Below are 16,614 nucleotides of genomic sequence, written 5' to 3'. Positions count from 1 at the left end.
TCGGCGTCACCCGGTCCAGGGGTTCCAACCGCCGATGGCCGCCGTTGCCGCAAGCGCCGACTCGGTGATGGTGCGGGTCCACTTGGCGCACGTGCGCGGCGGGAGGCGGCGCCGCCCGACCACGACGGAGACGGTGAAGCACTGCGCGCCCTGATGATCGTGGACCGGCGCGTGGATGGTGGCCACGTCGAGCGCCTCGTCGGGAACCTCGGCGGTGAACTCCTCCCAGTCGGCGTCCGGGAGGTAGTCGCGCAGCGTCGCGATGGTGGCGTCCGGCATGCCCGACGTCACGAGGTTGGCCAGCACGTCGTTGCGCGCGGCGGGCGCCGCGGTCAGACATTCGATCAGGAACCCGGACTCGCGCGCCTCGCGTACCACGCGACGCAGCGTGCCGCGGCGTGCCGTGACGGGTACGAGCGGTGTGCGCTCCAGCCAGGTGTCCAGCGCCTGGTCCCCGTTCCACAGCAGCTCGGCCAGGCCCAGGGGCGGGACGGCGGGGAATCGATCACCCACCAGGTCCTGGGGGCGGCGCCCGGTGCCGATCGCCCCGGCGCGGCCGACCACCACCGTCTCGCCGTCCCGAAGCGCGGTCAGCAGGCAGCTCAGACCGAGGTCCCGGTGCAGGTCGTTCAGGTGCGGAAGCAGCACGTCCAGCGGCGCGACGCCGACTTCCGCCGCTCGTCCGAGCCGGGCGATCGCCGCGCCGAGGCGGTAGGTCTTGTCGGCGGTGCGGTGCACGAACCCGGTCTCGGTCAGTGTCGTCAGGATGCCCAGGCAGGTGGGCTTGCTCAGGTCGAGGCGCTCCGCGATCACCGCCAACGACAGTGGCCTGCCCGCGTGGTCCGCGAGCAGATTGAGCACCTGGGCCACCCTCTCGGTGGGTGGGGAACGCCGCTCGGGCATCGCGCCTCTTCTGCTCGCCGGGACCGCATGGTGACGCGCCGCCGCCTCCGCCGGGCGCGGGCGACGGCGCGCGAGAAGGATTCCATATGTAGCACGGGGTACGCCGCGCGGAGCCCTCGACCGGGTGCACGACGATCGGCGCCGATTCGGCCCGATCCCACGCGAACCGCGCCACGCCCTCGACCTGCCGGGTGAATTCCGTCGAATGTCGCCGGGACCCCGGCGGGGACCTCACGTCGGCGTGGCCCGGATCGGGTGTGGGCCCCGGGTGGCGAGCAGGGCGCGGGCGGTCAGGGCTGCCCGGAGCGGGCCCTGGCGGTCGGGGGCGTCGGGGCTGACCCGCAGGAGGGACTCGATCAGGGCCAGGCGCTGGTGGACCGACTGGCGGCGCAGGAACAGCACCCCGGCGGTTTCGGTCTTGGAGCAACCACAGCGCAGGTACGCCTCCAGCGTGTCCACCAGGCCGGTGCCGCGCGCGGCGTCCGAGGCGAGCAGCGGGCCGAGCTGGTCCTCGACCAGGTCGGCGAGTTCCTCGGGGGTCAGCCGATCCAGCACCCGTTCCAGGGCCCAGGCGTCGGCGAGCACCGTGTCGGCGACGGCCGCGGACCGCACCGGCCGGAGCCGACGGGCCAGCCGCAGGGTGTCCCGCGCGGCGCGCAGGCTGTGCCCCACTCGGGCCACGTCGCGCACCAACGGCCCCAGCGCGGCGGTCGGCTCGTCGCCCGCCACCGTCGGCAGGCCCAGGCGCGTGGCCAGTTCTGCGACGTGCGTGTCCCGGTCGAGCGCGATCAGCGCGTACGCTCCGCCCGGCCCGTCGCTGACCAGGCCGCGGCCGCCGCAGGCACGCAGCCCCTCGTACAGCGCTGTCACCGCCCGTACCGGATCCGGCAGGTGCAGGGCGACACTCGCCCAGGCCGCCGTCCCGGCCGGAACCAGGCCGCAGACCGACAGCCGCGCCGCCACCTCGCGCGGCGGCAGCGCGTCCCGCAGCAGTCCCTCGACGAGTTCACGACGCTCGCGTCCGACCCACCCGTCCCGATCCGCCAGCCGCAACAGGGCCGGCGCGAACACCTGCGCCGCGTGCTCGGCGACCTCCACCGCGACCTCGACGGCCACCCCCGACCACGACCCGGCATCCCCGTGCTCGTCGGCACCGGGCCGTACGGTTCCCGCCCCGTCCCCGGCCCCGCCCGCCGGCACGTCGGCCACGGCCGTCGCAGGGCCCTCGCCGGCGCCCGCTCCCTCGTCGTCCCCGTCCGCCCCGCCCACCCCCGAAGCGCCCAGCAGCAACCGCCCCCACAGCGCCCCGCGCAGTTCCACCCCCGCCTGCGCCGCCGGCGCCCGCACCACCTCGGTCGGGGCATCGGTGCCCGCCCAGGACGTGATCGTGCCGTCGATGCCGGCCAGGACCACCGGTCGGTCGGTGAGCCGGGACAGGGTGCGGGTCAGCTCGTCCACGCCCGCGCCGCGGGCGAGCACTCCGGACAGGACCCGGACGATCTCGTTGATGTGCCGCAGCCGCGTCACCGCCGAGTCGAGGATGGCCGCGTTCACCGCCTCGGCGATCGCCACGAACGGAACCACCCCACGCAGCACGACCAGCGGCAGCCGCGCCTCGGCCGCCGCGCGCACCACGTCGGCCGGCACCTCGCGGAACGTGCGACCCACCTCGAACGCCACCCCGGCGACCCCCGCCGCCGCGAGGTCGGCGACATAGCGCCGCCGCTCCCCCGCATCCCGCCCGGCCAGGCCCAGACCGGTGGTGAGCAGCAGTTCGTCACCGCGCAGCAACGGCGCGATCTCGTAGATCTCGCTGGAGTGCACCCAGCGCACCGGGCGCTCCAGATCGGCGCGCCGATCCGGTACGAAGGGATCGGCGGCACGCAGCAGGGGGTGTGCGAGGACCGCTCGCAGGGACAGCGGCATGGACACTCCGTCCGGAAGATGCGCCAGTATCCCGGTCACCGTGTCCGTTGTCACGGCCCCGCGGCCCGAGGAACCTTCGGTGATCACCCCACATCACCACTCACCACATCGCCGGCACATCCGCACCGCACCCACATCGCGGTACTCGCCCCACCACCCCATCGCCGTGCTCCGCTCCGCCCCACCGGAGGTCTCCGTGGCAATCCTCGAACAGCCCCCGCAACCGACCGGCCCGACCCATCCCGTCGACCACAGTCAGTCCCTGGAACCGGTGCCCGACGAGGCCCGTGACTCGACCCCCGCACACCAGTTCTGGATCTGGGCGGGCGCCAACATCGCGCCGATCAACTGGGTGCTGGGTGCCCTGGGCATCGTGCTCGGCCTCGGCCTGCTGGACACCGTGCTGGTGCTGGTCGTGGGCAATCTCGTGGGCATGGGCGTCTTCGGCCTGTTCGTGCTGATGGGCCAGCGCACCGGGGTGACCCAGATGGTGCTGGCCCGGGCCGCCTTCGGCCGGCGCGGCGCGTACCTGCCCGCCGCCGTCCAGGGCGTCATCTCCGCCGGGTGGTGTGCGATCAACACCTGGATCGTGCTCGACCTGGTGATGGCCCTGCTGGACAGCGTCGGCTACGTCGGCAGCAACGGCACCAAGGTCGTGGTCGTCCTGGTCGTGATGGCCGCACAGATCGCGATCGCCGCGTCCGGCTTCGGCGCGATCGCCGGCTTCGAGCGCTGGACGGTGCCCGCGACCCTGGTGGTGCTGGCCGCGATGACCGTGGTGGCCTGGACCCGGCTGGACATCGACTGGGGTCACACGAGCACGTTGAGCGGCGGCGACCGGTGGTCGGCGATGAGCACGGTGATGACCGCGATCGGCGTCGGCTGGGGCATCACCTGGTTCGCCTACGCCTCGGACTACTCCCGCTTCGTCCCCCGCACCACCTCCCGGCGCAGGCTGTACGCGGCCAGCGTGCTGGGCCAGTTCCTCCCGGTGGTCTGGCTCGGCGTGCTCGGCGCCTCGCTGGCCACGGTCAACGCCAAGGCCGACCCCGGCCGGCTGATCGTCGACTCGTTCGGCGGTCTGGCGATCCCGGTGCTGCTCCTGGTCCTGCACGGCCCGATCGCGACCAACATCCTGAACCTGTACAGCTGTTCGTTGTGTGCCCAGACCCTGGACATCAAGGTCTCCCGGCGCGTGTTGTCCTGCCTGGTGGGCGCGTTCGCCACCGTCTTCACACTGTTCCTGGTGTTCCGGGCGAGCCTGGCGCACACCCTGGACACGTGGCTCGCGGGCATGGTCACGTGGGTCGCGCCGTGGGCGGCGGTGATGCTGGTGCACTTCTACGTCTTCGCCCGGCAGCGAATCGACGTGCCCGCGCTGTACGCCGCGCCGCGTCGTGGTCTGCTCGCGGACGTGCGCTGGTCGGCGATCGTCGCACTGGTGTGCGGCATGGTCGCGACCTGGTGCTTCGAGTACGGCGTGCCGCAGGCGCTGCGCGGCCCGGGAGCCGAGGCGATCGGCAATGTGGACCTGTCCTGGCTGGCCGGCTCGCTGGTGGCGGGCGGCCTGTACCTGGTGCTCGGCCGCCGCGAACGAGCCGTGCGGTGAGCCGCAGGTGTGCGGGGGCCGCAGGTGTGCGGTGAACGACCGCGTGCAGTGAACGAAGGCGTGCAGTGAACGAACGAATCCATCGCGACCCCCTGGAGCGATCCGACATGCAGGGCAACAGCCGCACCGTGACCGACTGCCGGCTTCCGGGCCGCCCGGAGCGCGTGGACATCGCGATCGAGGCCGGCGTCATCACGAGCATCACCCCCGCCGGCAGCACTCCCCCGTCCGGCCCCGTCCTCGACGCCGCCGGGGCCCTGGTCACCCCGCCGTACGTCGAGCCGCACATCCACCTCGACACCGCGCTGACCGCCGGACAGCCGCGCTGGAACGTCTCGGGCACGCTGTGGGAGGGCATCGAACGGTGGTCCGAGCGCAAGGCCGTGCTGACCCGGGAGGACGTACTGGCGCGCGCCGAGGAGGTGTTGCGCTGGCAGGTCGCGAACGGCGTGCTGCACGTGCGCAGCCACTGCGACGTGACCGACCCCGAACTGACCGCGCTGCACGCCCTGGTCGAACTGCGCGAGCGGGTGCGCGACGTGCTCGACCTCCAGGTGGTGGCCTTCCCACAGGAGGGCATCGTCTCCTTCCCCGACGGCGAGCGGCTGATGGCCCGCGCCGTCGACGCGGGCGCCGATGTGCTCGGGGCGATCCCGCACTTCGAGGACACCCGCGAGGACGGCGTGCGCTCGTTGCAGATCGTCTTCGAACTGGCCGAGCGGCACGGCCTGTTGGTGGACGTGCACTGCGACGAGATCGACGACGAGCAGTCCCGCTTCGTCGAGGTGGTCGCCACCCTCGCGCACCGCACCGGGCTGGGCCGGCGCGTGACGGCCAGTCACACCACGGCGATGGGCTCGTACAACGGCGCCTACAGTCGCAAACTCCGCCGGATCGTCGCCCGTTCGGGCATCCACCTGGTCTGCAACCCGATGGTGAACCTGACTCTCCAGGGCCGCTTCGACGACTATCCCAAACGACGCGGCCTCACCCAGGTCAAGGAGATGCTCGCGGCCGGGGTCAATGTGGCGTTCGGCCACGACGACGTGATGGACCCGTGGTTCCCGCTCGGGACGGCGAACCCGATCCAGGTCGCGCACGCCGGCATCCTGGCCGCGCAGTTGTCCGGACAGGACGAGATGGACGAGGTGTTCGCGATGGTCACCGAACGGGCGGCACGGGTGCTCGACCTGGGCGAGCGGTACGGCCTGGCCGTCGGGCGTCCGGCCGACTTCCTGCTCCTGCCCGCCGATTCGCCCTTCGACGTGCTGCGCCGCCAGGTCCGCCCGACCCGGGTGATCTCCCGCGGCCGCGTGGTCGCCGAAACCCCCGCGACACCCACCCGGCTGACCTGGCCGGGCCGCGCGCCCGAGGACGTCGACTTCGTCCGACGCTGACCGGTACGGCCGCGCCCCGGGGATCGGGGGGCGCGGCCGTTTCGTCGGCGATCGAGGTCTCGCCGAGCCGGCCCGAGGGCCACGGAGCCCGGGCCCGACCGTCGAAACGGTCGGGCCCGGGCTCCGGTCATCCAGGGTCGACGGGCGCACGAGGCATGGTCTCGGCCCCTCGCGGCAACCCGCGCCGTGGCGTGTCGCTACAGCAGGTCCACCGCCGGGTAGGCATCGCCGCCGGACAGCAGCGCATAGCCGGGACCGCGGTCGAAGAACGGCTCGACCTCGGGCCGGGCCGCGCGAACCGAGGCGCGCAGCGCGGTGGTTGCCGCCTCGTCCACGGCCAGGTCGTCGCCTTCGCCGGTGAGCACGACGCCGTAGTCGTCGGCTGCGGCGGCGCGCGAGACCTTGCCCCACCGCACGTCGCGCAGCACCGATTCGGTCTTCCGGTCCAGCGGGTCGCCCCAGCCACCACCGCCGGTGGTGCGGATCCGGATCACCTCGCCGGCCTTGACCGGTTCGTCGTCGACCAGGCCGTCCATCTCGCGTTCGTTGGGGCCGCCCGGGTCGATCACCACCTGGAAGGAGCGTCCGGCCTTGCCGCCCTTGACGCCCCAGCAGGACAGGATCGAGCGGTCGGCGATGGACATGAAGGACGCGTCGAGCAACATCCGGATGTGCTTCTCGTAGCCCAGACCGCCGCGGAACTGACCGGGGCCGCCGGAGTCGGTGGCCAGCCCGAGCCGTTCGACCAGGAACGGGAAGCGGGATTCGGTGAATTCGGTGGGCAGGTTGCGCGAGTCGGGCACCACGTGGATGGTGTCCTCGCCGTCCGCGTAGTAGCGCCCGCCGGAACCGCCGCCGAGCACCTCGCGCATCAGGTACGAGCGACCGTCCGCATCGTGCCCGTACACGCCGGTGTAGCGGATCGTCTCCTGGTCGGCCGGCATCTTGCCGTCGACGGCCTTGGCCAGCACGCCGGCCAGCACGCCGAGCAGGCGCAGGATGACGAAGGTACGGGCGTTGGTCGGGGCCGGGAAGATCGGCGTGAGCAGCGTGCCCTTCTCCGGGAACTTCATCTCGATCAGCGGCACCACGCCCTCGTTGACGTCGAGTTCGGCCATCCGCTCGGGGGTGTCCGCGAGGTTGCGCAGGATCGGCGCGAGCCACTTCTTGAGGAAGTTGCCGTCCGCGTAGTCACCGCAGTGGTTGATCGGGCCCTTGGCCTGCCTGGACGTGCCGGTGAAGTCGATGACGATCTTCTCGGGCGTCTTGGTCAGGGTGATCCGCTGCGTGTGCAGCATCGGCTCGTCCACGCCGTCGTGTTCGGCGTAGTCCTCCCACACGTACTCGCCGTCCGGGATCTTGGACAGGATCTCGCGTCGGTAGGTCTCGGTGGTCTTGTCCAGGATCGCGTCGAAGCACGCCTCGACGGTCTCCCGGCCGTAGCGCTCGAAGAGTTCGCCCAGGCGGCGCGAGCCCATCAGACACGCCGAGCACTCGGCGTCCAGGTCGGCGGCGAGCGAGTCGGGCATCCGCGAGTTGCGGGTCATGATGCGCAGCGCGGCCTGGTTGGGCACACCCTGGTCCCACAGCTTGATCGGCGGGACCATCAGGCCCTCTTCGTACACGCTGGTCGCGCCCGAGGGCATCGACCCGGGGCAACAACCGCCGATGTCGTCGTGGTGGCCGAAGGCCTGGACGAAGGCGACCACCTGTCCGTCGGCGAAGACGGGCACGGTGACGCACAGGTCGGGCAGGTGGCCGATGCCGCCCTCGGACTCGTAGACGTCGTTGTGGAAGAACACATCCCCCGGACGCATCGTCTCCAGCGGGAAGTCCCGGGCCACGGGGTGGACCAGCGCCGAGTACGAACGGCCGGTCAGCTTGCGCAACTTGCGGTCGTGGATGCCGGCCCGGAAGTCGTGCGCGTCGCGGATCATCGGCGAGCGCGAGGTGCGGCCGATCGCGGTCTCGACCTCCATCTCGACCGAGGCGAGGGTGCCCTCGACGATCTCCAGGAGCACGGGGTCCACACCGTGCAGCGCATCCTGCGGGGTGGTGGCGGTGGCGCTCATGCTCAGGCTCCCTTCGAGGCGGTGTCAGCGGTGCTGCCGGCGGCGGTGTCACGGGTGACGACGACGTTGCCGTAGGCGTCCACGCGGGCGTCGAAGCCCGGGTGGATCGGGATGGTGGAGCCGAACTCCTCGATGATGGCCGGGCCGCTGACCAGGTCCCCGGGGGCCAGTTCGGCGCGGGCGTACACGGCGGTGTCCAGGTAGCCGTCGCGGTCGACGAAGCACACCGGACGGGTGCCGGTCCGGGCCCGCTCGACGCCGCCGTCGCGCCCGGGCAGTTCGCGCAGTTCCGGGCGGCGGATCGGGCCGACGCCGGTGACGCGCAGGTTCACCCACTCCACGGGCTGGCTCGCGTCGCCGCGGAAGTTGTAGCCGTACAGCTGCTCGTGCGCGGCGTGGAAGCCCTCGGCGACGGTGTCGGCGAGCGCGGCGTCGAACGGGCCGTCCGGCACCGGCACGCGCACCTCGAACGCCTGGCCGAAGTAGCGCAGGTCGGCGGTGCGCACGTAGCGGTGGTCCTCGGCCGCGAAGCCCTCCTTGTCCAGGGCCTCGCCCGCCTTGGCCGCCAGTTCGGCGTAGATGCCCGCCACCTTGGGGTGGTCGAGATCCGGGTGGCCTCCGACGGCGGTCTGCACGTAGTCGCAGCGCACGTCCACGGTGAGCAGGCCGAACGCCGAGACGTTGCCGGGGTCGCGCGGCACGATGACGCCGGCGAGGCCGAGGATGTCGATGAGCCGGCACAGCAGCAGGGACCCGGAGCCGCCGAAGGTGGCCATGGTGAAGTCGCGCACGTCCAGGCCGCGCTTGACGGTGATCTGTCGCAGTGCGTTGGCCTGGTTCCAGGCGGAGATCTCCAGGATGCCGGTGGCGCACTGCTCCACGCCGATGCCCAGTTCGGCGGCGAACTTGGTCAGGCCCTCGCGGGCGGCGTCCACGTCGAGCGGGATCTCGCCGCCGAGCAGGTGCGGGGGGATCCGGCCGAGCAGGACGTGTGCGTCGGTGATGGTCGGCTCGGTGCCGCCCTTGCCGTAGCACAGCGGGCCGGGGTCGGCGCCGGCCGAGCGGGGGCCGACCTTGAGCGTGCCCTCGGGCGAGATCCAGGCGATCGAGCCGCCGCCGGCGCCGACCGTGACCACGTCGATCATCGGGATCTTGGAGGGGTAGCGGCCGATCGAGCCCTCGGTGGTCAGCGTCGGCTCGCCGCCCAGGACCACCGACACGTCGGTCGAGGTGCCACCGCCGTCGCAGGTCAGGACCTTGTCGAAGCCGGCCTTCTCGGCGATCAGCGCGGCGCCGAGGGCGCCGGCGGCCGGGCCGGACAGGACCGTGGTGATCGGCTGGTGCACGACCTCCTCGGCGGAGAGCACGCCGCCGTTGGACTTCATGATCGCGAACGGCACGCGGCGTGCGGCGTCGGTGCCGCCGGCCGCGGTGGTGAACTCGTCCAGGCGCCGGCGGATGCCGCTGACGTAGCGGGCCACCCGCGGCTTGACCGCGGCGTCCACGAGCGTGGTCATCGAGCGCTCGTACTCGCGGTATTCGCGCAGCACCTCGGAGCTGATCGAGACCACCGCGTCGGGGTGCTCCTCGCGCAGGATCTCGCGCATCCGCAGCTCGTGCGCGGGGTTGGCGTAGGAGTGCAGCAGGCACACACCGATGGTCGCGATGCCCTGCTCGCGCAGCCGGCGGGCGGCGGTACGGGCGCCCTCCTCGTCGAACGGGCGGACCTCGTTGCCCTTGTAGTCGAACCGGCCGCCGACGGTGTGCACCAGGTCCACGGGTACGATCCGGTCGGGCTTGACCCAGAAGTAGGAGTTGCCGTAGCCGTCCGGGACCGCCTGGCGGGCGATCTCCAGGATGTACTCGTAGCCCTCGGTGGTGATGAACCCGAGGCGGTCGATCTTGTCTTCCAGAAGCTGGTTGGTGGCCACCGTGGTGCCGTGCGCGACGGCGGTGACGTCGGCTCCGGTGCAGCCGAGCAGGCCCAGCACCTTGTCGATGCCGTTCATGAAGCCGTCGGCCGGGTCGGCGGGCGTGGACGGCGTCTTGGTGGTGACGAGCTCGCCGGACTCCTCGTCCAGGGCGACCACGTCGGTGAAGGTTCCGCCGGTGTCGATACCGATCCGGATCCGTCGGCGGGGTCCCGCCGTTGCGGCAGGCGTCATCAGCGCGCTCCAATCGGAGGGGGCAGGGAAATCGCATTCGCGGAGGGCGGGTCGCCCGGCTGCTGTCAGCGATTCAACTTCGCCGCGCCCCGTCACGGAATCGGCAACTTCTGCCAAGGGACTCGGCAACAGTTGGTGATTCCCGTGAGCAGGGGTGGTGACTCCCGCGAGCGGACGCGGTGATCCCGGCGGGCGGGAGCGATGCCTCCCGTGGGCGACTGCCGCCCTGAGGTCTGGACCAATTCTCGGGCAAGGTCTGGACCAATCCCCCGAATACTCCCTTTCACCCGCCCCGAACGGACCCCGAACTCACCGAAAAGAAGGGGAAGTTCCCGGAAACTTGGCGAGGCTCGGATAGGGTCGGCGCAGACGGATGTCGCAGAGGGTGACTCCACGACACACCGACGGGGAGCAGCCGTGGTCGAGCGTGAGCAGGACGAGTGGATCTTTTCCACGCCGCCGGCGGGCGAGTCGCCCGAGGATTGGGCGCCGACCGGCATCGACGTCACGGTGCCTAGCGTCGCCCGGGTCTACGACGCGATCCTGGGCGGCAAGAACAACTTCGCGGTGGACCGGGCGATAGCCGACGAGGCCCTCAAGGATCTGACCAACGAGGGCGCCTGGGCCAACCGGCACATCCTGGCCCGCGGCGTGCGGTACATGGCGGCCGCGGGCATCGACCAGTTCGTCGACCTGGGATCGGGACTGCCGACGGTGCAGAACACGCACGAGGTCGCCCAGCAGGTGAACCCGAACGCCGCGGTCGTGTACGTGGACAACGACCCGATCGTGCTCGCCCACGGTCGTGCGCTGCTCGCCGAGAACCACCGCACCCGGGTGGTCACCGCCGATCTGCGCGACCCGGCGGACGTGCTCGCCCGGCCGGAACTGCGCGAACTGGTGGACCTGACGCGGCCCGTCGGCCTGCTCCTGGTGGGCGTCCTGCACCACCTCGCCGACCACGAGGACCCGGCCGGCGTGGTGCGCGCCTACCGTGACGCGCTGCCGCCGGGCAGCTACATCTTCATCACCCACTTCTGCGACTCCACGCCGGAGGGGCGGGCGCTGGAGAAGATCTTCCTGAGCCGGCTGGGCAGCGGTCGCTTCCGTGCCCTGGAGGAGATCGAGGGCTACTTCGACGGCCTGGAACTGGTCGAACCGGGCGTGGTCCTGCTGCCGCTGTGGCGTCCGGACGAGCCGGTCACCGAACCGCTCACCCCCGAGGGCCACCTGTCGGTCGGCGGCATCGGCCGGTTGCCCCGATAGCCTCGACCTCCCGGCCGTCGCCGCGGCCGACCCTGTCCGGACCCCTCGGGAGCACCATGAAGATCGCCATCCTCGACGACTACCAGGACGTGGCCCGGGGGCTGGCCGACTGGGATTCGCTGGGCGCCGACGTGCAGGTGTTCACCGAACCGTTCGCGGACGCCGCCGAGGTGGTCGACGCGCTGGCGGGCTTCGAGGCGATCGTCGCGATGCGCGAGCGCACCCGGTTTCCGGCCGAAGTGCTGGCCGGGTTGGCCGACCTGCGGCTCCTGGTCACCACCGGACCGGTGAACGCGGCCATCGACGTCGCCGCCGCGCGCGAGCTGGGCATCGTGGTGTGCGGGACGGGTTACGTCGCGTACCCGACCGCCGAGCTGACCTGGACGCTTATCCTGGCCGCCGCGCGGAACCTCCCGGCCGAGGTGCACTCGATGCGCACCGGCGGCTGGCAGGTCGGGCTCGGCGTCGGATTGCGTGGCAAGGTGCTGGGCCTGCTGGGCCTGGGCCGACTCGGCACCGAGGTGGCCCGGATCGGGCAGGCGTTCGGCATGGAGTGTGTGGCCTGGAGCAAGAACCTCACCGCCGAACGGGCCGCCGAACACGGCGTCACCGCAGTGGCCCGGGAGGAGCTGTTCGCGCGCGCCGACGTGCTCTCCGTGCACACCGTGCTCAGCGCCCGCACCCGGGGCCTGGTCGGCCCGGCCGAGCTGGCGCTGATGAAGCCGACCGCGATCCTGGTGAACACCTCGCGCGGCCCGATCGTGGACGAGACCGCACTGCTGGGTGCGCTGCGCGCGAGGTCGATCGCCGCGGCGGCGCTGGACGTCTACGACATCGAGCCACTGCCCGCCGACCACCCGTTGCGCGGCCTGGACAACGTGGTCCTCACTCCGCACATCGGCTACGTGACGCGCGAGTTGTACGAGACCTTCTACCGCGACGCGGTCGAGGACATCGCCGCCTTCCGCGCGGGCCGACCGATCCGCGTGCTCGCCTAGCCGGTAGCCGGTCGCTCGGGTTCGGCGGCCCGGCCCCGGACCGCCGGCGCCGAGCACCTTTCGTGGATCACGATCACCTGGTCCGGCCCGGATCCGGTCCCGGGTCGTCCGGGTCGGCGCCTCGGTCGTCGGCCGTGCGGGTGCGGCCGTGTACCTGCGTGGGATGAGTCCGGTGCGGCACATGCGCCGCGCCGGAGGCGTCCGGGCGCAGCCACCGCAGGTATCCGAACACGCCCACCACGGCCAGCGTGGCCACGGTCGCGCAGATCGCCGCCAGCTCGACCGCCGCGGAGCCGGTCAGGACCGCGGCGACCAGCAGGCCCATCGCGGCGCCGCACGACATCAGGGCGGTCCATTTCGATATCGCCATTCCATCGGGTGCCCGCACGTGTACGTGCGCTCGCATCCGGCGACGGCGCGGAGCCGACTCGGGAATCGGGTCCTCGAACACGCGCAGCAGCGCGACGAACTGCTCGTCCTGGAGCAGCGACTTCTCCAGCCGCGCGAGAGTCCGACGTTCCCGGCCCGAAAGCGAAGGTCCGTCCACCACATCCACCTCCCACCCGGGAGCGCGGGGCGGGACCCGTGAGGCGGGGTGCGCCGGGCGGTATCCGCCGAGGCGAACCGTTCGCCGGCGGGACCGACCGGCGGCCCGGTCCTGGGTTCGGATCACTCAGATTCGGATTAATCGATACGGATTTCTGACCTCTTCACCGATTGGTGCACCTCTTCGGCTCGCCGGTGTGGAGCATCGATGCGTCTCGCCGCGACCGGCCGCGCTACAACCGGCGCAGCCCGACGACGCCTCGCAACGCGAGCATGAGAGCCATCAGGCACGCCACGCCGCCGACGATCACGTTGCTCGTGATGGTGCGGGTGGTGTCGACAGCTCCGGTCACGGCCCAGGGGGCCACGATCGTCCAGGCTCCGATGCAGAACGCGGCCCAGCTCATCGCATGCGTGCGTTCGTAGGCGGAGCCGAAGCCGCCCATCAGGAACGCGAGCGCCACGCCGGTGATCAGGTTGGCCGTCGCCAGAGTCGTGAAGCCGTTGAACCCCACGATCCATGGGGAGGCCGCCAGGTAGACGCCGCACAGCATGCCCAGGGCTTCCGCCCCCTGTGCCACCGGGCCGGTCGTGGCCCGTTCGGAGTGAGCTCGAAGTGTGACTATGTCCGGATGCTGTTCAATCGGTGACGATGTCGGCGAGGACACGTCCACCACCCTCTTTCCGAGGAATCACGGTCCCCTGGTTGATAGCCGACGCACTCCGGACCAATCCCCCCGAACTCGAATATTTACCGCATATTTTCCCCACCGTGCGCTCACCGTGAGCTGCGGATTGATACGGCCGCTACATATCGAGAAAACTGGATGCAACCGCACCCGGAAGGGCCCCCGTGGACCCGCCGGCCATTCACAAGGCGCTCGCCAACCCGGCGCGGCTTCGGTTCATGCACTGGCTGAAGGAGCCCGCGAAGTACTTCGACGAGAAGAGGCGATCGCCGCCTTCGCCGAGCACGTCCGCACCGAACTCTGACGCACGCGGCACCGAGCCGCCCCACGCCCGGCACACCCGCCCCCGACCGCGCCGGCGCTCCCCCGAGGCCGCGCCGGCACCCACCCGGAGGCCGACGCCGGCCACCCGAACCGGTGTAGCCCGCGCGGGTGGGGTGCGACGCTCAGGGCGTGGGATCCGCGAGCGCGGCGATCAGCGCGCGATACTCGTCCTTCATCGGCAGCTCCCGCTCCACCCGCACCCGCCGCCGCACGGCCGAGACCTCGACCTCACGAACCGGGTCGTAGCCGGTCCGCTCGAAGCGCTCCCACCACACGCCGACCCCGCGCCGCTGCCACGCGGGCAGTTCGTCGAAGTTCACGCCGTGCGCGAAGAGCAGCTCGTTCTTGTCCGCCTTCGAGCTCCGCGCCAACATCTGCGTGGCGGCCCGGGCGGACCTCCCCTCCTTGCGCAGCGTCCAGTAGCACCAGCCGTTGAGCGCGCACCGCGCGGCATCGACCTGCCGCCAGGAGAAGTAGTCGACCACGTCCCCGACGCCCGTCCCCATCCAGATCCGGCTGTCGAAGTGGGCCGGTATCCCCGCGTGATGGGTGAACGTCGCGGAGGCGATCCCGGCGGTCACCGAGACCAGCTTCTCCACCTCCCGGCCGAACATCTCGAACGACGGGTCGAGCAGGATCGATATCTCGTCACTCTCGGTGTAGGCGTAGCGGGCGTCCAGTTCGGTGAACAGCGCCTGTGCGGTCTCGGCCATGAGTGCGCCGAACCGCTCGTCGAAGGGCTTCTCGAAGTGCTCCTCGGTGAAACGTGAGAACGACCGACCGTCCACCCGGATCACCGTCCACGCGCCGGGCAGCAGCACCAACGAGTGAAACCACTCCCGCGACCGTTGCATCGCCTCGAACCGATCGGCATCCATAGCCCCGTCACCCCTCGCTCGCCGCCTCGACCACGAAGCCGCCCGCGCCGTCGAACCGCACGACGTACAGGGCGTCGAACCCCTCGTCCGCCCCCGGCGCCCGCAGCCGCCTCAGCGTGGCACGAACCCCTATCTCGGGCACCCGGGTTTTCCCCACCCGCTCGGCATTGCGCGCCAGGGACCCGACCGGATCCGGCGGAAACCAGTAACCGACCACGTCCGCACCCCACACCCGGGCGAGTTCGATGATCGGCCGGCGATCCTCCGGCGCGGGATTGGTGTTGTCGACGGCGACGTCGCGACCGGCCGCCAAGGCCTCCTCGATCAGCCGCTGCTGCCGACGCTGTCGGTTCCGCGCCCGGGGGAAGTCGTCCTTGCTCACGTGAACGTGCGTCGCGGCCAGGACTGTCCGGTGGAAGGTCGACTTGCCCGACGCCTGGAGGCCCATCAAAATCGCCACCCGCATGTTCGCTCCGTCTCCTGCGCTCCCGCTCTCCCCTTCGCTCGCGGGAATCGATCGGGTGAGGCGCAGCCTAGGGCCCGGAGGGACGATCGGGTTGGGTCGTTCGGGGGTTTGGTGAGTGGGCGTGTGCACACTGTGAGCATGGAAAAGCTCTCCTTGGATGCCCAGGTCCGCGAACTGCTCAAGCTCGCCGCCGCCTCGTCGACGGGGCGCAGCGCCCACACCGTGTACGGCGGCCACGAGCACGTGTTGCGGCAGACCCTGATCGTGCTGACCGCCGGCACCGTGCTGGCCGAACACGAGAATCCCGGCGAGGCCACGCTGCTGGTGCTGCGCGGGCGGGTCGTGCTGGTCAGCGGCGAGACGTCGTGGGAGGGGCGGTCCGGCGACTTCCTGGTGGTCCCCAAGACACGGCACAGCGTGGAGGCGCTGGAGGATTCGGCGGTGTTGCTCACCGTGGCCAAGCGCGACTGACCGGCGCCGGTCGCGGAGCGGCGTCCGGCCCGGGCGGGAGAGCGTGCTGCCCGGGTCGGACGGGATTCATATGTGCGGGGCCGGAGCGCTGCGTCGCCCGCTCCTCGGCGTCGATCGCCGTGCCCTCGTCCATTGTGTTCCATGGCCGTGACCGGGTGCGAGCAAGGTCGACCGTGCCGGTGGCCGCCCGCGGCTCGCGTGGCACGACCCGGGCCGGCCCGCCGGCATCATGGCGGTGCCAGAGCAGCCCCGATCCGAAGTAGGCAAGCACGTGATGAACCTGTTCGACGTCGAGACGCTACCGGTCGGCCCGTGGCGCAACGGCGGCGGCGACACCCGCGAGATCGGGTCGCAGTCGCCGACGGACTCGGCGGAGGCCGACTTCGACTGGCGCGCGAGCATCGCGACGATCGCCGCCGACGGGCCGTTCTCCGCCTTCCCCGGCGTCGACCGCACGATCACCCTGTTGGCGGGCGACGGCGTACACCTGGTCGGCGACGACGGGCTCGACCACCGTCTGGACCGACCCGGCGAGCCGTTCGCCTTCTCCGGTGACACGGGACTGCGGGCCACGCTGCTCGGCGGCGACACCCGCGTGCTCAACATCATGACCCGGCGCGGGCGATGGGCCGCCCGGGTGCGCCGTACCGATGCACCGGTGCTCCCGGCCGCCGGTCACGCCGGCGTGGTGTACGTCCTGTCCGCGCCGGCCGGCGACGGGTCCGGGTCGGCGCTGCGGGCGGGGCAGGGGGCCTGGTGGACGAGCGGCGCCGCCGGGCCGGCGGCGCCGCTCGCAAGCGGTGCGGTCGCACTGTGGGCGGACCTTCGTCCGCTGTAGGGGTGGCTGTGCCGTAGCGCTTGCCCGGTGGCACCGACGCCGTGCTGCCGACGCGGTGTCACCGAT

14 protein-coding genes are annotated in these 16,614 nt (G+C 71.6%); 6 read left to right on the top strand and 8 right to left on the bottom strand.

From position 1 onward, the window contains the following. Nucleotides 1-6: 6 nt before the first annotated feature. Together ACIBM5_RS09655 and ACIBM5_RS09650 are read right to left on the bottom strand one after the other, a co-directional pair. Nucleotides 7-903, bottom strand: a complete 897-nt coding sequence (locus tag ACIBM5_RS09655) for an IclR family transcriptional regulator (RefSeq protein ID WP_396006270.1) — start codon at nt 901-903, stop codon at nt 7-9. A 231-nt stretch (nt 904-1,134) separates the two neighbouring features. After that, nucleotides 1,135-2,829 (bottom strand): PucR family transcriptional regulator ligand-binding domain-containing protein, encoded by a 1,695-nt coding sequence (locus tag ACIBM5_RS09650; protein ID WP_396006269.1) that lies wholly within the window; start codon nt 2,827-2,829, stop codon nt 1,135-1,137. 196 nt (nt 2,830-3,025) lie between these two features. Between ACIBM5_RS09650 and ACIBM5_RS09645 the strand changes: the two genes are divergently transcribed. After that, entirely contained in the window at nt 3,026-4,438 is a 1,413-nt protein-coding gene (locus ACIBM5_RS09645; protein WP_396006268.1) for a purine-cytosine permease family protein, read from the top strand. Nucleotides 4,439-4,503: 65 nt separating this feature from the next. Then, nucleotides 4,504-5,835 carry a cytosine deaminase gene (codA, locus tag ACIBM5_RS09640; RefSeq protein WP_396006267.1) on the top strand — a complete coding sequence of 444 codons (1,332 nt, stop codon included), beginning with the start codon at nt 4,504-4,506 and terminating at the stop codon, nt 5,833-5,835. Between the two features lie 197 nt (nt 5,836-6,032). Here the strand turns inward: codA and ACIBM5_RS09635 are convergent, their stop codons facing one another. Then, nucleotides 6,033-7,907, bottom strand: coding sequence for a hydantoinase B/oxoprolinase family protein (locus ACIBM5_RS09635; RefSeq protein WP_396006266.1), 1,875 nt, complete (start codon nt 7,905-7,907; stop codon nt 6,033-6,035). Between the two features lie 2 nt (nt 7,908-7,909). Then, nucleotides 7,910-10,072, bottom strand: coding sequence for a hydantoinase/oxoprolinase family protein (locus tag ACIBM5_RS09630; protein ID WP_391583884.1), 2,163 nt, complete (start codon nt 10,070-10,072; stop codon nt 7,910-7,912). A 417-nt stretch (nt 10,073-10,489) separates the two neighbouring features. Between ACIBM5_RS09630 and ACIBM5_RS09625 the strand changes: the two genes are divergently transcribed. Together ACIBM5_RS09625 and ACIBM5_RS09620 are read left to right on the top strand one after the other, a co-directional pair. Beyond that, a complete protein-coding gene (locus ACIBM5_RS09625; protein ID WP_396006265.1) occupies nt 10,490-11,338 on the top strand; it encodes an SAM-dependent methyltransferase in 849 nt (282 codons plus the stop codon). A gap of 56 nt (nt 11,339-11,394) precedes the next feature. Beyond that, complete coding sequence (locus ACIBM5_RS09620) at nt 11,395-12,336, top strand: D-2-hydroxyacid dehydrogenase family protein (protein ID WP_396006264.1); 942 nt, start codon at nt 11,395-11,397, stop codon at nt 12,334-12,336. A gap of 73 nt (nt 12,337-12,409) precedes the next feature. On the opposite strand, the gene ACIBM5_RS09615 is transcribed toward ACIBM5_RS09620, so the two are convergent. The 4 genes from ACIBM5_RS09615 to ACIBM5_RS09600 all read right to left on the bottom strand — a co-directional run bounded on the left by ACIBM5_RS09615 (nt 12,410) and on the right by ACIBM5_RS09600 (nt 15,239). After that, nucleotides 12,410-12,883, bottom strand: coding sequence for a hypothetical protein (locus ACIBM5_RS09615; RefSeq protein WP_396006263.1), 474 nt, complete (start codon nt 12,881-12,883; stop codon nt 12,410-12,412). A gap of 232 nt (nt 12,884-13,115) precedes the next feature. Then, on the bottom strand, nt 13,116-13,463 hold the full coding sequence (locus ACIBM5_RS09610; RefSeq protein WP_391583888.1) for an SPW repeat protein: 348 nt from the start codon (nt 13,461-13,463) through the stop codon (nt 13,116-13,118). A 554-nt stretch (nt 13,464-14,017) separates the two neighbouring features. Then, nucleotides 14,018-14,773 carry a tRNA(His) guanylyltransferase Thg1 family protein gene (locus ACIBM5_RS09605; protein WP_396006262.1) on the bottom strand — a complete coding sequence of 252 codons (756 nt, stop codon included), beginning with the start codon at nt 14,771-14,773 and terminating at the stop codon, nt 14,018-14,020. Between the two features lie 7 nt (nt 14,774-14,780). Beyond that, nucleotides 14,781-15,239 carry an AAA family ATPase gene (locus tag ACIBM5_RS09600; RefSeq protein WP_396006261.1) on the bottom strand — a complete coding sequence of 153 codons (459 nt, stop codon included), beginning with the start codon at nt 15,237-15,239 and terminating at the stop codon, nt 14,781-14,783. A 138-nt stretch (nt 15,240-15,377) separates the two neighbouring features. Between ACIBM5_RS09600 and ACIBM5_RS09595 the strand changes: the two genes are divergently transcribed. Further along, nucleotides 15,378-15,710 carry a cupin domain-containing protein gene (locus ACIBM5_RS09595; protein ID WP_391583893.1) on the top strand — a complete coding sequence of 111 codons (333 nt, stop codon included), beginning with the start codon at nt 15,378-15,380 and terminating at the stop codon, nt 15,708-15,710. Between the two features lie 235 nt (nt 15,711-15,945). Then, complete coding sequence (locus ACIBM5_RS09590) at nt 15,946-16,548, top strand: HutD family protein (protein ID WP_396006260.1); 603 nt, start codon at nt 15,946-15,948, stop codon at nt 16,546-16,548. Nucleotides 16,549-16,614 lie beyond the last annotated feature (66 nt).

Origin of the sequence: Embleya sp. NPDC050493, from assembly GCF_044458105.1 — a bacterium.
In the GTDB taxonomy this organism is placed as follows: Bacteria; Actinomycetota; Actinomycetes; order Streptomycetales; family Streptomycetaceae; genus Embleya.
The sequence above is the reverse complement of the archived record's forward strand: the minus strand, read 5'-3'. Positions and strand labels throughout refer to the sequence as shown.

What these genes read in the sequence shown, in the direction of transcription:
- ACIBM5_RS09635 (WP_396006266.1), bottom strand. Translation starts at nt 7,907, where the DNA reads ATGAGCGCCACCGCCACCACCCCGCAGGATGCGCTGCACGGTGTGGAC.
- ACIBM5_RS09650 (WP_396006269.1), bottom strand. Translation starts at nt 2,829, where the DNA reads ATGCCGCTGTCCCTGCGAGCGGTCCTCGCACACCCCCTGCTGCGTGCC.
- ACIBM5_RS09620 (WP_396006264.1), top strand. Translation starts at nt 11,395, where the DNA reads ATGAAGATCGCCATCCTCGACGACTACCAGGACGTGGCCCGGGGGCTG.
- ACIBM5_RS09630 (WP_391583884.1), bottom strand. Translation starts at nt 10,072, where the DNA reads ATGACGCCTGCCGCAACGGCGGGACCCCGCCGACGGATCCGGATCGGT.
- ACIBM5_RS09605 (WP_396006262.1), bottom strand. Translation starts at nt 14,773, where the DNA reads ATGGATGCCGATCGGTTCGAGGCGATGCAACGGTCGCGGGAGTGGTTT.
- ACIBM5_RS09655 (WP_396006270.1), bottom strand. Translation starts at nt 903, where the DNA reads ATGCCCGAGCGGCGTTCCCCACCCACCGAGAGGGTGGCCCAGGTGCTC.
- ACIBM5_RS09595 (WP_391583893.1), top strand. Translation starts at nt 15,378, where the DNA reads ATGGAAAAGCTCTCCTTGGATGCCCAGGTCCGCGAACTGCTCAAGCTC.
- ACIBM5_RS09600 (WP_396006261.1), bottom strand. Translation starts at nt 15,239, where the DNA reads ATGCGGGTGGCGATTTTGATGGGCCTCCAGGCGTCGGGCAAGTCGACC.